At 62.3% G+C, this 13846-nt stretch carries 10 protein-coding genes; 4 read left to right on the top strand and 6 right to left on the bottom strand.

Going from position 1 to position 13846, the window contains the following annotated elements:
- Positions 1–248 precede the first annotated feature (248 nt).
- Positions 249–1289 carry a glutamine synthetase beta-grasp domain-containing protein gene (locus X730_RS160260; RefSeq protein WP_023691256.1) on the top strand — a complete coding sequence of 347 codons (1041 nt, stop codon included), beginning with the start codon at positions 249–251 and terminating at the stop codon, positions 1287–1289.
- 137 nt (positions 1290–1426) lie between these two features.
- Here the strand turns inward: X730_RS160260 and glnA are convergent, their stop codons facing one another.
- The gene (glnA, locus tag X730_RS160265; RefSeq protein WP_023672775.1) at positions 1427–2836 is read right to left on the bottom strand and encodes a type I glutamate--ammonia ligase; all 1410 of its coding nucleotides are present in this window, start codon (positions 2834–2836) and stop codon (positions 1427–1429) included.
- 58 nt (positions 2837–2894) lie between these two features.
- Positions 2895–3233 (bottom strand): P-II family nitrogen regulator, encoded by a 339-nt coding sequence (locus tag X730_RS160270; protein ID WP_006205430.1) that lies wholly within the window; start codon positions 3231–3233, stop codon positions 2895–2897.
- A gap of 385 nt (positions 3234–3618) precedes the next feature.
- Between X730_RS160270 and X730_RS160275 the strand changes: the two genes are divergently transcribed.
- Positions 3619–5172, top strand: coding sequence for a bifunctional ADP-dependent NAD(P)H-hydrate dehydratase/NAD(P)H-hydrate epimerase (locus X730_RS160275; RefSeq protein WP_023825597.1), 1554 nt, complete (start codon positions 3619–3621; stop codon positions 5170–5172).
- Positions 5169–7169 carry a hypothetical protein gene (locus X730_RS160280; RefSeq protein WP_023755201.1) on the top strand — a complete coding sequence of 667 codons (2001 nt, stop codon included), beginning with the start codon at positions 5169–5171 and terminating at the stop codon, positions 7167–7169. The genes X730_RS160275 and X730_RS160280 overlap by 4 nt, the downstream gene beginning before the upstream one ends.
- A 25-nt stretch (positions 7170–7194) precedes the next feature.
- Here X730_RS160280 and X730_RS160285 read toward each other — a convergent pair whose 3' ends face one another.
- Positions 7195–8265 carry a M48 family metallopeptidase gene (locus tag X730_RS160285; RefSeq protein ID WP_023688425.1) on the bottom strand — a complete coding sequence of 357 codons (1071 nt, stop codon included), beginning with the start codon at positions 8263–8265 and terminating at the stop codon, positions 7195–7197.
- A 6-nt stretch (positions 8266–8271) separates the two neighbouring features.
- A complete protein-coding gene (locus tag X730_RS160290) occupies positions 8272–9804 on the bottom strand; it encodes an acyl-CoA carboxylase subunit beta (protein WP_023701765.1) in 1533 nt (510 codons plus the stop codon).
- A gap of 440 nt (positions 9805–10244) precedes the next feature.
- Here X730_RS160290 and X730_RS160295 point away from each other — a divergent pair, with 440 nt between their 5' ends.
- The gene (locus X730_RS160295) at positions 10245–11648 is read left to right on the top strand and encodes a DEAD/DEAH box helicase (RefSeq protein WP_023688427.1); all 1404 of its coding nucleotides are present in this window, start codon (positions 10245–10247) and stop codon (positions 11646–11648) included.
- Between the two features lie 93 nt (positions 11649–11741).
- On the opposite strand, the gene X730_RS160300 is transcribed toward X730_RS160295, so the two are convergent.
- Both X730_RS160300 and X730_RS160305 read right to left on the bottom strand, forming a co-directional pair.
- Complete coding sequence (locus X730_RS160300; RefSeq protein WP_023825596.1) at positions 11742–12722, bottom strand: alpha/beta fold hydrolase; 981 nt, start codon at positions 12720–12722, stop codon at positions 11742–11744.
- Positions 12723–12792: 70 nt separating this feature from the next.
- On the bottom strand, positions 12793–13614 hold the full coding sequence (locus X730_RS160305; protein ID WP_023825595.1) for an SDR family oxidoreductase: 822 nt from the start codon (positions 13612–13614) through the stop codon (positions 12793–12795).
- Positions 13615–13846: the final 232 nt, after the last annotated feature.

The raw sequence follows: 13846 nt of genomic DNA, 5'->3' as shown, positions 1-13846 counted from the left end.
TTTAGGCAAGATGCCTAAAGAAAGATCGGCATTTGCCTGTTATTTAAGCAAATTCTGCCTTTAATTGATCGGGGCGCATTGCTTAGGCGGCTTGCCATCACCGGCGGGATGAAAGGGCATTTTTGCCGCACCCTGACCAACTGAAGTGGCACACGATTTGCATTTTATCGACCGGCAGCTGGGCTGCTGGATGGCTCGGCGCGCCGGCGTCATCCAGGTTCGGTGATCAAGCAACGAGAGGCTCTAGAATGACGAAATACAAGCTCGAGTATATCTGGCTCGATGGTTACACGCCGGTCCCCAATCTTCGCGGCAAGACCCAGATCAAGGAGTTCGCCGAGTTCCCGACGCTCGAGCAGCTGCCGCTGTGGGGCTTCGACGGTTCTTCGACGCAGCAGGCCGAAGGCCACAGCTCCGACTGCGTGCTGAAGCCGGTCGCCGTATTCCCGGACCCGGCCCGCAGCAATGGCGTGCTGGTGATGTGCGAAGTGATGATGCCAGATGGCGTGACGCCGCATGTGTCCAACAAGCGCGCCACCATCCTCGACGACGAGGGCGCCTGGTTCGGCTTCGAGCAGGAGTATTTCTTCTACAAGGACGGCCGTCCGCTCGGCTTCCCCGAGAGCGGCTATCCGGCGCCGCAGGGCCCGTACTACACCGGCGTCGGCTATTCGAATGTCGGCCCGATCGCGCGCCAGATCGTCGAGGAGCATCTCGACCTTTGCCTCGCAGCAGGCATCAACCATGAAGGCATCAACGCCGAAGTGGCCAAGGGCCAGTGGGAATTCCAGATTTTCGGCAAGGGCTCCAAGAAGGCCGCCGACCAGATGTGGATGGCCCGTTATCTCTTGCAGCGCCTGACCGAAAAATACGAGATCGACATCGAGTATCACTGCAAGCCGCTTGGCGACACCGACTGGAACGGTTCGGGCATGCACGCCAACTTCTCGACCGCCTATATGCGCGAAGTCGGCGGCAAGGCCTATTTCGAAGCGCTGATGGCTCAATTCGACAAGAACCTGATGGACCACATCGCCGTCTACGGCCCGGACAATGACAAGCGCCTGACCGGCAAGCATGAGACCGCGCCGTGGAACCGCTTCAGCTACGGCATCGCCGACCGCGGCGCCTCGATCCGCGTGCCGCATTCCTTCGTCAACAATGACTACAAGGGCTACCTGGAAGACCGCCGCCCGAACTCGCAGGGCGACCCCTACCAGATCGCTTCGCAGATCCTGAAGACCATCGCGGAGGTTTCGACCAGCGCCCAGGTTTCGGCGGCCGCCTAAGCATCTATAGCGGCGCAGGCTTCGTAAGCCTGCGCCGTAGCCTGCTGCTACCACGTCTACGGTCTGCTATTGGTCAAACAAAAACCCCGGCGTCTGAACTGACGCCGGGGTTTTTCCTTGTCGCTGAGGCTTATCGTTCAGACCGAATAGTACATGTCGTATTCGACCGGATGCGGGGTCATTTCGAAGCGCATCACTTCGGCCATCTTGAGCTCGATGTAAGAGTCGATCTGGTCGTCGTCGAAGACGCCGCCGGCTTTCAGGAAGCCGCGGTCCTTGTCCAAGCTTTGCAGCGCTTCGCGCAGCGAACCGCAGACGGTCGGAATCTTCTTCAGTTCCTTCGGCGGCAGATCGTAAAGATCCTTGTCCATCGGCTGTCCCGGGTGGATCTTGTTCTTGATGCCGTCGAGGCCGGCCATCAGCATGGCGGCGAAAGCGAGGTAGGGGTTCGCGCCTGGATCGGGGAAGCGGACCTCGACGCGCTTGGCTTTCGGGGACGAGCCGAACGGAATGCGGCAGGAGGCCGAACGGTTGCGCGCGGAGTAGGCGAGCAGCACCGGGGCTTCATAGCCAGGCACAAGGCGCTTGTAGGAGTTGGTCAGCGGGTTGGTGAAGGCGTTGATCGCCTTGGCGTGCTTGATGATGCCGCCGATGTAGAACAGGCACGACTCCGACAGGCCGGCATATTCATTGCCGGCGAAGGTCGGCTTGCCGTTCTTCCAGATCGACTGGTGGACGTGCATGCCCGAGCCGTTGTCGCCGAAAATCGGCTTCGGCATGAAGGTGGCCGTCTTGCCATAGGCGTTGGCGACCTGGTGCACGACATATTTGTAAATCAGCATCTTGTCGGCGTTGCGGACCAGCGTGTCGAACTTGATGCCGAGCTCGTGCTGGGCAGCGGCAACCTCGTGATGGTGCTTTTCGACGCGCACGCCCATTTCGGCGAGCACGGTCAGCATTTCGGAGCGCATGTCCTGCGCGCTGTCGATCGGCGGCACAGGGAAGTAGCCGCCCTTGACGCGCGGGCGGTGGCCGAGATTGCCGGTCTCGTAGTCGGTGTCGTCGTTGGACGGCAGTTCGGTCGAGTCCAGCTTGAACCCGGTGTTGTAGGGATCGGCCTTGTACTTGACGTCGTCGAAGACGAAGAACTCGGCTTCGGGGCCGACATAGATGGTGTCGCCGATGCCTTCGGCCTTCATGTAGGCCTCGGCCTTCTTGGCGGTGCCGCGCGGGTCGCGGTTGTAGGATTCGCCGGAGACCGGATCGAGAATGTCGCACAGGATGACCATGGTCGACTGGGCGAAGAACGGATCCATATGGACGGTGTCCGCATCGGGCATCAGCACCATGTCGGACTCGTTGATCGCCTTCCAGCCGGCGATCGAGGAGCCGTCGAACATGACGCCGTCCGCGAACATGTCTTCCTCGACCTCGATGACATCCATCGTGACGTGCTGCAGCTTGCCCTTCGGATCGGTGAAGCGCAGGTCGACGAATTTCACGTCGTTGTCCTTGATCTGCTTCATGATGTCTTTGGCTGTCGTCATGTCGTTTCTTCCCTGTGTGATGACGTTTCGAGGAGACGTTAATCTGAAATCAGAAAGCTCAGACGGCGTCCATCCCCGTTTCGCCGGTACGGATGCGAACGACCTCCTCGATATTGGAGACGAAGATCTTGCCGTCGCCGATGCGGCCGGTCTGCGCCGCCTTGCGGATGGCTTCGATGGCGCCTTCGACGGCGTCGTCGCCCAGCACGACTTCGATCTTCACCTTGGGCAGGAAGTCGACGACATATTCGGCGCCGCGATAGAGTTCGGTATGGCCTTTCTGGCGGCCAAAGCCCTTGGCCTCGGTGACGGTAATGCCTTGCAGACCGGCCTCCTGAAGCGCTTCCTTCACTTCGTCTAGCTTGAACGGCTTGATGATCGCTTCGATCTTTTTCATGTAAAAAGTGGCCTCCACTGCCAAAAAAACGGGTTGTGCGCCCCGCTTGCGCCTCCATCAAGCACGAACCGTGCCAATTTCAGCCCACGCGAAGCGGTTTCGCGCAATTCCAATGCCGCGCCGCGCCGGGATGCACATTCGCGTCATCCTCTGCTTCGGCTGCGGCAAAGCTGCCCGAAGCCTACACATTGCCGCTTCGGGCGTCTGCACGATAATTAGGCAGATTGCGCATTTTGCAGGCCCGCGCGGATCCGTGGCACCAGTCTGCGAAAGGATTGGCCGCACGCCAACGCAGCACCTGGCCGTTTGCTTCGAATCCGAAACTGGACAATGCTCGATAGGGACAAAGGGGTCGGCCTTGAACGAAATGCGGGATCGGCAATCCATGAGCAATGAAGTCCTGTCGCCGGCCGAGATGGGCGAGGCCGACCGGCTGGCGATCGCGGCCGGTCCGCTCGACGGCTATGGCCTGATGCAGCGCGCCGGCGAAGCGGTCGCTGCTGTGGTCCTGGCACGCTATCCCGCAGCAAGCCGCGTGCACGTGCTGTGCGGCCCCGGCAACAATGGTGGCGACGGCTATGTTGTAGCGCGGTTGCTGGCCGAGGCTGGTGTGAATGTGGCGCTCTGGGCCGAAGGCAAGCAGAAGCCCGGGAGTGATGCGGCGCGAGCTTCCGAGGCCTGCAATCTGCCGGTCGAGCACATCGGACACTGCTACCCGGAACCGGGTGAAGTCGTCGTGGACGCGCTCTATGGTGCGGGATTGTCGAAGAAGATATCCCTGCATGCCTCTGCCGTCTCAGGATTGGCCGCGGCGGAGCGCGTGCCTGTGGTGTCAATCGACCTGCCTTCTGGCGTGTCGGGCGAGACCGGCTTGAGCAACGCTTATTTCAAAGCCGACGTGACGGTGACGTTCGTGCGGAAAAAGCCCGGCCATCTGCTGATGCCGGGGCGCAGCCTCTGCGGCGAGATCATCGTCGCCGATATCGGCATTCCGGATGCGATCGTCGATGAGTTCAAGATCAAGACGTTCGAGAACACGCCTGACTTCTGGCTATACAGTTTTCCGAAAACGGCGGTCGATACACATAAGTATAAGCGCGGCCACGTCAGCGTCTTTTCCGGCGGGCCGAGCGCGACAGGTGCGGCGCGGCTGTCGGCGATGGCTGCAGCCAGAGCCGGGGCAGGGGCGGTGACCGTGCTCTCGCCTGAAAATGCCATGCAGGTAAACGCCGCGCATCTGACATCGATCATGCTGCGCGAGGCCGGTTCGATGGAGGAAGTGCAGGAATTTTTGTCGGCGAGGCACCCCGAAGTACTTGTGTTCGGACCAGGGCTCGGGCCGAAACCCAAGGTGGGGGATTTCGCGTTGCAATTGATCGCGACGGTCGCTGACCTAAACCGCATGTCGACGAGTTCATTCGGAATTCAGCGCCCTGCCATTGTCTTGGATGCTGACGCCATCACGTCATTGGCGCATCAGCCTCAGGCCCTGTTCGACGCCGCGCTGCTCCCGTTGGCGCCGGTATTGGTGCTGACGCCGCATGAGGGCGAATTCGCCAGACTTTTTCCCGACATCGCGAAGGACAAGAAGCAGTCGAAACTCGCCAAGGCGCGCGCAGCCGCTGAACGAGCCAACGCCATCATGGTCTACAAGGGCGCCGACACCGTCATCGCGGCGCCGGACGGCCGCGCGGTGATCAACGCCAATGGTGCACCATGGCTCGCCACCGCCGGTTCCGGCGACGTGCTGGCGGGCATTGTCGCCGCGCTGCTGGCGCAGGGCATGCAGGCATTCGAGGCCGCCTGCGCAGCGGTCTGGATACACGCCGAGGCCGGCAGCCGCTTTGGACCGGGTCTGATCGCCGAGGATCTCCCGCTGGCACTGGTGCCGGTGCTGCGTGAACTGGTCGATGCACGGCAGAAGGTGGCGATCAGATGAAGCATTTCGCGTTCGTCGTTGCGGCCATCATCGCGCTGTTCGCGTCACATGGCGTGCGTGCTCAAGAGCCCGTGACCATCGTCGACGATCCGGCGGTGCTCGCCGCCCTCGATGTCAAGGGTTTTGGCTTCGCCCGCATTTTCGCCGTCGACGGCCCGGACGATCTGAAGACGCTCTACAGTGAGGCGCCGGCCTATCGTGCCGTTGTCGACATGGTTGCGGCCGATATTGCCACGCTGCGGGCCGAGATAAAGGCCGGCGGGCGCACGCTCTACGAGGTGACCGACGGCAATGTCGGCCGCATCATGGATATGCGCTGGCTGAAGACCGAGGCCGCGCGCTTCCGCCTGGTCGGCGTCGTCAACCGGCTGGACCGGCGTGACTTCACCGCGCTGCAAGGTGACAAGAGCTGTGGCGAGGTGCGCTTTGTCTATCGCCTGGCCTACAGTTTCCGCAAGAACGGCAAGGTTCTGGCATCGCGGCTGCCATTCAATTTCAACGCCGTCTACAGCGTGGCGCCGGATGCCGATGGCGGCTGCGTCGGCGTTGCCGGGCGCTGGACACCGCAGATCGACGAAAACGTTGATGCCGGCTGGCTGGCCGGCGGGCCGCTGGCACCGGAGGAACTGAACTTCAAACAGCTTGAGCTCAATGCGCAGGTGGTGCGTTTTCCCTCGGGACAGGAGACCGAATTCGGCGGGCAGGCGGCCTATCTGATGCGGATCTTCGGCATCGATGGCGCTGCCATCAGCGAGAAGCCGCTGGAGAATACGCCTGACGTTGCGCAGCTCTCGGACAATGCTGCACTCAAGAAAAGGCTCGCCGACTACGTCATCGCCGATGTCGCGGCGGTCGATCTCGGCGTCTACGAAATCCCCGACGAATTCCTGGCGAAGAAAATCATTTCGTGGTCGACCTTCGGCAGCGCGAGACAGGCCAACCATCCGTTCACGCCGCTGTTCCAGCCAGCGGATTTCGCCGGCCTGGACTATGCGGCGCTAAAGCTGGTGCGGACACCGGAGGCGCTGGTCGAGCGGCTGGACAATGGCGCCTGCCAGGGCTGCCACCAGGCGGGCTCGACGGCCGGCTTTCACTTCATCGGCCTCGACGACAAAACGACGTCGCCGCTCAACCGCATCGAAGTCGGCATCTCGCCGCATCTCCATGCCGAGATTGCGCGACGTGAGGCCTGGCTGCGCGCGACCGAAGAAGGCAAGGAGCCGAACCGCTACCGGCCGCTGTCCTTTGCGCCGCCGGCGACATGGACCGATGCCGGCGATGTCGACTACGCCCCGGCCGAGATGGCGATGACGTGCCTGATGCCGGATGATGCAAGACGCTTCGGCGCGACTTGGCAATGCGGTAGCGGCACCGTCTGCACGCCGCTGGCGACGGCCTCAGGCGTGCGCACCACGCTGGCGCAATGTCTGTTGCCCAAGGACAGTCCAAAGATGTTTTCGGGCCATCCCTGCCTGACCGGGTCGATCGCCAGCAACCCGTCTCAGCCGTTCAACGACCGCTACAAGATCACCGGCCAGTTCGCTGCTTTTGCGCCGACCTTTTCGCGGACCGCCTACACCTGCCGGCCACCGAAAATCGGCGTACCGGCAGGCATCGCTTATCGCGGCTGCGACGACAAGGACCGCAGCTTCGCCGCCTTCAAGACGGGCAAGCCGATGCCATCGGAAATTTGCGGCATGGTCGGCGGCAAGAAATTCGACACCTGCGTCGCCACCAACAATTTCGACCAGTGCCTCGGCGGCGCGGTCAACCGCGGCAACCGTCCCGCCTGTTCGGCCGATCATTTCTGCCGCGAGGATTATATGTGCCAGTCGCTGCCGCCCGACACGCCGGGCGCCGCCAAGGTGAAAGGCATCGGCTACTGCTCGCCGACCTATTTCATCTTCCAGATGCGCATCGACAACCACGCGACGCCTTGGGCGAGCGCGACCAGCGCCCCCAGGGATGCGGGGTTCGGGGCGGCGGAAGAGGAGTGAGCCTGCGAGTTGGGCGACCACCAGTTCAGCGCTGGAGATAGTCTTCCATCCGCGCAGTCCATTTGGTGTCGAATTCCGAAATGTGGCGCTGTGCTACGCTCGAGTTCAGCAGCGTCGAGAGCGCGGTCACGGCGATCGGGTCCAGGTCGGGCGGCTCCGTGTAGCCAAGCGCCGCCAGCCGTTGAGCCAATGATGGATGGGTGGACTTTGCGTCATCCGGGCTTGCCCACGCCTTGCGGGCGCAAACATTGAGGCAAATGGGTTCTCGCAGCTGGCCGGCAGCTTCCAGCATGCGCTCGAGCGGCGGTCGCGGCGGACGCAAAGCACCTCGCAATTCATGCTGCAAAGGGTCATAGACCGTCTCCGCGAAATGCACGTCTGCCGTGGCAAGAAGCAACAGCGCGCGTGCGGCGTGCTCGGCGTCGCCGGAGGATGCCGCGTGTCGATCTGCCTTGATCTCCGCTTCGCGCGAAAGCCGGATTTCTTCCCGCTCGAACGATTGCGACAGCCAGCCGATAGCGGCGTGGAGCAGGCTGCCTGTGATCGTGGTTCCGGGCGGGGCATACTCGAAGACAAATCCGAAACCGTTTTCGAACTCAGCGAGATTGAGGCTGCCATTGGTATCCTTGTTGCGCACATGCGCGTCCTCATGGGCAAGGATCGCGGCAAGCGCTCTTTCATCGGTCACTGCGAGGAGAGGGATGCCAATGGTTAGAAACAGCCGATTGCCGAGAAGGCCGAGAAGCGTGCGCTCCTCGCGCACGCTGGCGTTCAGGTTGCCCTCTAGTATGACAACCGTGCGCGCAGCACGGCGCGGTCCGGCGACGCTCCGCCACAGCGCCCACAGGCCGGGCGCTTCTGCTTCACTGACGCCTTTGATCTTGCTGCGTCGGAAGCCCGCAAACAATGTGCCGAACAGAAATGCCAAGGCCGTGGTGGCGATCGGCATGACGACGAAGCCGCTGGCCATAAACCAGATCGGATGGTTGTCGAGCAGGGACATCCAGACGCAGAAGATGACGAGGGCGGGAACAACGAAAAACAGGACCGTGAACCTGCCAAACCGCCGACCGGCGCTGATGATCAGTCGCGACATTGGATGTTACAACGGGATGTTGTCGTGCTTCTTCCAAGGGTTCTGCATGTCCTTGTTGCGCAGCATGCGCAGTGCCCGGGCAATGCGGCGGCGGGTCGAATGCGGCATGATCACCTCGTCGACATAGCCGCGTTCGGCGGCGACGAAGGGCGACAGGAAGCGGTCTTCGTAAGCCTTTGTGTGGGCTGCGAGCTTTTCGGCGTCGCCGATATCCTTACGGTAGATGATCTCGACCGCGCCTCTCGCCCCCATCACCGCGATCTGCGCCGTCGGCCAGGCATAGTTCATATCGCCGCGCAGATGTTTTGAGGCCATCACGTCATAGGCGCCGCCATAGGCTTTTCGGGCGATGACGGTGATTTTCGGCACGGTCGCCTCGGCGTAGGCAAACAGGAGTTTCGCGCCATGCTTGATCAGGCCGCCATATTCCTGCGCGGTGCCGGGCAGGAAGCCGGGGACGTCGACGAAGGTGACGATGGGAATGGAAAAACAGTCGCAGAAGCGCACGAAGCGCGCCGCCTTGCGGCTTGCGTCGGAATCGAGCACGCCGGCCAGCACCATCGGCTGGTTGGCGACGAAGCCGACGGTGCGGCCTTCGACGCGGCCGAAACCGGTGACGATGTTCTTGGCAAAGTTCTGCTGGATCTCGAAGAAATCGCCTTCATCGGCAACTTTGAGGATCAGCTCCTTGATGTCGTAAGGCTTGTTGGCGTTGTCTGGGATCAGCCGGTCGAGCGACAGATCATGGTCGGTGACCGACTGGTAGCACTCGATCTCAGGAAGCTCCGACGTATTTGACGCGGGCAAAAGGTCTACCAGCCGGCGCATCTGCAACAGCGCCTCGACGTCATTGTCGTAGGCGCCGTCGGCAATCGACGATTTGGTCGTGTGGACGGACGCGCCGCCAAGGCTCTCGGCCGTCACCGTCTCGTTGGTGACCGTTTTGACCACATCCGGCCCGGTGACGAACATGTAAGAGGTGTCGCGCACCATGAAGATGAAGTCGGTCATCGCAGGCGAATAGACGTCGCCGCCGGCGCACGGGCCCATGATCACGGAAATCTGAGGAATGACGCCGGATGCGAGCACGTTGCGCTGAAAGATCTCGGCATAGCCGCCTAGCGCCGCCACGCCTTCCTGGATGCGGGCGCCGCCGGCGTCGTAGATGCCGATGATCGGCGCGCGGTTGCGCAGCGCCATCTCCTGCACCTTGATGACCTTTTCGGCGTGAGCCTCCGACAGCGAGCCGCCGAAGACGGTAAAATCCTTGGCGAAGAGATAGACCGGACGGCCATTGACGGTGCCCCAGCCGGTGACGACACCATCGCCGGCGATCTTGGTTTTCTCCATGCCGAAGTCGGTCGAGCGATGCTCGACATACATGTCGAACTCCTCGAACGAGCCTTCGTCGAGAAAGACATCGATGCGCTCGCGCGCGGTGAGCTTGCCCTTCTTGTGCTGGGCGTCGATGCGGGCCTGGCCGCCGCCCATGCGGGCGATCTCGCGGCGGCGCTCAAGTTCCTTCAGCACGTCCTTCATCGCTCGGTCCCCAGAAATGGCAGCTGCCTTTGTGGTAATGATGCCTGCAGGCGCGTGCAAGCGCCGCTTTCGGCCTCGATTATTGCGCTGCAACATGTGGCCCCTTGCATTCCGGAGCGAACTCAGCCATATGCAGCCCATAGGCGCTTGGGCCGGAGATTCCGGCCTTCTCGACAAATGAGACTGGTTGCGTCTGTTTTCCCTCTTTCCGGTATATCGGCCTCTCTTTCCGATACATCACGAAGTGGCGAAAGAGCCCCGTGGCATGACGCCTGCGGGCACGACAGCGCAGCCGAGTGGACGTTACCGTCCGCCCGCCTTGTCGTTTCATATCAAATTTTTCGACGGCAGGTTGCGCCCTGCCGCCATCGATGTTTGCGGCCAAGACCGCGTGAAAGAAGACTATTTTGACCAACGAAAACACCTCAGCCGGTAACGCAATCTCGGCCGGCAACACTACGGAACTCACCGGTTTCGCAGCTCTTGGAATTACCGGCGCGCTGCTCAAGGCGACGCATGGCGCCGGCTTCACCGAGCCGAAGCCGATCCAGACGCAGGCGATCCCGCCGCAGATGGAAGGCCGTGATATCTTCGGCATCGCCCAGACCGGCTCGGGCAAGACCGCTGCCTTCGCGCTGCCGATCCTGTCGAAGATCATCGCGCTCGGCACCAAGCGCCGAGCCAAGACCACTCGTGCGCTGATCCTGGCGCCGACGCGCGAACTCGCCGTCCAGATCGAGGACACCATCAAGATCCTCGCCAAGGGCGCGCATGTCTCGACCGCTCTCGTGCTTGGCGGCGTCTCGCGCTTCAGCCAGGTGAAGAAGGTTGCGCCCGGCGTCGACATCCTGATCGCCACGCCCGGCCGCCTGACCGACCTGGTGCGCGAGGGCGACCTCATTCTCTCCGACACCAAATGGCTGGTGCTGGACGAGGGTGACCGCATGCTCGACATGGGCTTCATCAACGACGTCAAGCGGATCGCCAAGGCGACCGCGCCCGACCGTCAGACGGTGCTGTTCTCGGCCACCATGCCCAACGAAATCGCCGAGCTGGCGAAGGGCCTGTTGAAGAACCCGATCCGCGTCGAAGTCGCGCCGCAGAGCACCGCGGCCGCCGAGATCGTGCAGGGCGTCGTCTTTGCCCGCACCAAGCAGAAGCGCCAGGTGCTGTCGACGATGCTCGCCGACGAGGCAATGAAGTCCGTCATCATCTTCTCGCGCACCAAGCATGGCGCCGACCGGGTGACCAAGGACCTCGAGCGCGACGGCTTCAAGGCCGCCGTCATCCACGGCAACAAGTCGCAGAACGCCCGCCAGAAGGCGCTCAACGATTTCCGCGAGGGTTCGGTGCGCATTCTCGTCGCGACCGACATCGCGGCGCGCGGCATCGACGTTCCCGGCATCAGCCATGTGGTGAATTTCGACCTGCCGGATGAGGCCGAAAGCTATGTCCACCGCATCGGACGTACCGGCCGTAACGGCATGGACGGCATCGCCATCACGCTTTGCGATCCTTCCGAAAACAGCAAGCTGCGTCAGGTCGAGCGCATCATCCGCAGCAAGCTGCCGATCGTTGCCGACCATCTCGGCAGCCCGGATCCGGTGCGCAATCCGGCCGAAAAGAACGAGCGCTTCGAGCCCGCCAATGATCGCAACGACCGCAATGGCCGTCGCGACGGCAGGCGGCCCGGTGGCCAGAACAACGGCTTCGCCAAGAAGCGTTTTGGTGACAAGCCGGCCTTTGCGGGTGCAAGCGAGCGCAAGCCGGAAGGCGCCAAGGCCTTCAAGGGCAACAACAAGCGCCGCTTCGGCGGCAAGCGGCCCGCTGCGCGGGCTGCCTGATCAGACGAACCGGTCAGGCTCGTCGAGCCTGGCTTGATTGCTGACGATTGAATATGAGGACGGCCGGGGCAATGCTTCGGCCGTCCTTTTCGTTTAGGGCTGCCCGGTAATTGCCTTCACCCACACGACGATCCGCTGCGCCAGGAAAGCCGTGGTCGGGGGCGACAGCGCGTCGCCGGCAATGACGTGGTCGTCGGGATCGCCATTGTCGTCGACGGGCACCAGTTCATGCGGTGCGCCCCAGCGGCCGGCGATTTCGCGGGTGCGATCCTGGCGCACCACCTTGTCGGAATCCGAGAAGATGAACAGCGCCGGTATGGTTGCCTTCTCCACAGGCGCTGCGTAGGCAAGGTTGGTCAGCGCCGCCATCGGTAGCACAGCTGCCATTGGATATGTGTGCGTCCAGAGTTTCTCGTGCAGCGCGTTGCGGGTCGGAAAGCTGCGCTCCTTGCCGCCGACGAAATCGGCGATCTGCCTGCCCCAGGGCATGGTCAGCAGCTCGGCGCCTGAAGCCCTGATGCCAAAATTCGGCGAGATGAATGCGATTGCAGCGACGCCGTCCGATGCGCCAGGTTCAGTCGCCGCCCATGCCGCCAGCGATCCACCGGTCGAGGTGCCGATGACGATCACCTTGTCGCCGATGGCTCGGCCGATGGCGAGCGCCTCCTCATAGTCGTTGATCCAGGCATTGACGCTGCCTTGCGCCATAGCAGCGCCGTCCTGCCCATGACCGGTGAGGCGGGTGTAGAAAAGGTTGGCGTCGAGTTGGTCGGCGACCTCGTCGGCCAGCGGGCGAACCTCGCCCTTCGATGCCGAAAAGCCATGGATATAGACGATCGCTAATGGCGTCCTGGCGTGAACCATCGGATCGGCCCAGATGATTTCTTTCTCGAGCCCGTCGCGGACGTTGGGCACGGCAGCCTCTTCATGCGCGATATACGCTTGCGGATCGTCGCCGATCACTTTGTCATCGAAATGGATCGTGGTGTCGACGGGAACGCGCGGACCAAGCAGGAAGGCCAGGACAAGGATGATGACGACGCCCAGCACCGCAAGCACGATCCGTCGCCCCATCTCAGACTCCACAACAATTCTAAAGCCTATGGCGGCCGGTGCAGTCAGGCAACAGCCGGACTGTGGACAGCTATTGGTTCGGCGGCTTGCGGTCGAAATTCAGCGGCCGCCCTGTCCAGCGGGTCGCCGTGCTGATGAACCACCGGCAGACTGGCCTTGGCAGCAGTGCCAGCACCTTCAGCCCCCAGCTCAGCCGGTGAGGGAAGGTAACCTCGAAGCCGCCATGCTCGATGCCGCGCAGCATGCGGCGCGAGGCGCGGTTGACCGGCATCAGTCCCGGCATCGGCAGCATGTTCTTTTCGGTCAGCGGCGTGTCGATGAAGCCCGGATTCATCACCTGGATCCGGACATTCATCTTGTCGAAATCGTATTTCAGCGACTCGGCCAGGATGTTGATCGCCGCCTTCGAGCCGCCATAGGCCGCCGTGGTCGGCCAGCCGAAATAGGCGGTAACCGATCCGACAAGCACGATATGGCCGCGCGCACGGATGCGCATGCGCTCCATGAGCGGGACGAGGCCATTGATGATACCGAAATAGTTGACCTCGAAGGTCTGGCGAAAGTCGCGGACCCTGAGGTCTTCGCCGGGCGTGGCGATGTAGTTGCCGGCGTTGAAGACGGCGAGCACGATCGGCCCGAGTTGCTTTTCAATCGCCGCCACCGTGCTTGCCATGCGCGGCTCATCGGTGACGTCGCAAGGGTAGGCGACGACACGTCCCGGCATCTGCGCCGTCTCGACGATGAGCGCGTCGAGTGGGTCGCCGTCGAGTGCGGTGACCGCGACGACAAAGCCCTTTGCCGCGAGGTCCTTGGCCAGCGCACGGCCGATGCCGCTGCTGCCGCCGGTTATCCAGGCGACGCCGTGCTTCGGGTTGGCCCGGTAAAGTGTCATTCTGCGCCCTGCCGATCTGTCATTAGTGCTCTAGCGGTGAAAAAATCGAATGAAAAGAGCGCTTTTCCGTACTGGTTGAAATGATCGTCATCGCGCGTTGTCCGGCCGCGGGAGATTGCAGTGCCCGAAATGCGCCCAGAGTCGGATGATGGCAGGTCGAACAGACCTGCCATCATCCGACTCTGAATCAAGGGAATAGAGCATGATGTCGGCCGAAAACCGCTCACACTTT

It is taken from the genome of Mesorhizobium sp. L103C131B0 (assembly GCF_000502275.1).
Classification (GTDB): Bacteria; Pseudomonadota; Alphaproteobacteria; order Rhizobiales; family Rhizobiaceae; genus Mesorhizobium.
This window is presented reverse-complemented; position numbering and strand designations above follow the sequence as displayed.

Bases quoted from the DNA above. Each gene is read 5' to 3' on its own strand.
- X730_RS160260 (WP_023691256.1), top strand. From the start codon at position 249: ATGACGAAATACAAGCTCGAGTATATCTGGCTCGATGGTTACACGCCG.
- glnA (WP_023672775.1), bottom strand. From the start codon at position 2,836: ATGACGACAGCCAAAGACATCATGAAGCAGATCAAGGACAACGACGTG.
- X730_RS160270 (WP_006205430.1), bottom strand. From the start codon at position 3,233: ATGAAAAAGATCGAAGCGATCATCAAGCCGTTCAAGCTAGACGAAGTG.
- X730_RS160275 (WP_023825597.1), top strand. From the start codon at position 3,619: ATGAGCAATGAAGTCCTGTCGCCGGCCGAGATGGGCGAGGCCGACCGG.
- X730_RS160280 (WP_023755201.1), top strand. From the start codon at position 5,169: ATGAAGCATTTCGCGTTCGTCGTTGCGGCCATCATCGCGCTGTTCGCG.
- X730_RS160285 (WP_023688425.1), bottom strand. From the start codon at position 8,265: ATGTCGCGACTGATCATCAGCGCCGGTCGGCGGTTTGGCAGGTTCACG.
- X730_RS160290 (WP_023701765.1), bottom strand. From the start codon at position 9,804: ATGAAGGACGTGCTGAAGGAACTTGAGCGCCGCCGCGAGATCGCCCGC.
- X730_RS160300 (WP_023825596.1), bottom strand. From the start codon at position 12,722: ATGGGGCGACGGATCGTGCTTGCGGTGCTGGGCGTCGTCATCATCCTT.
- X730_RS160305 (WP_023825595.1), bottom strand. From the start codon at position 13,614: ATGACACTTTACCGGGCCAACCCGAAGCACGGCGTCGCCTGGATAACC.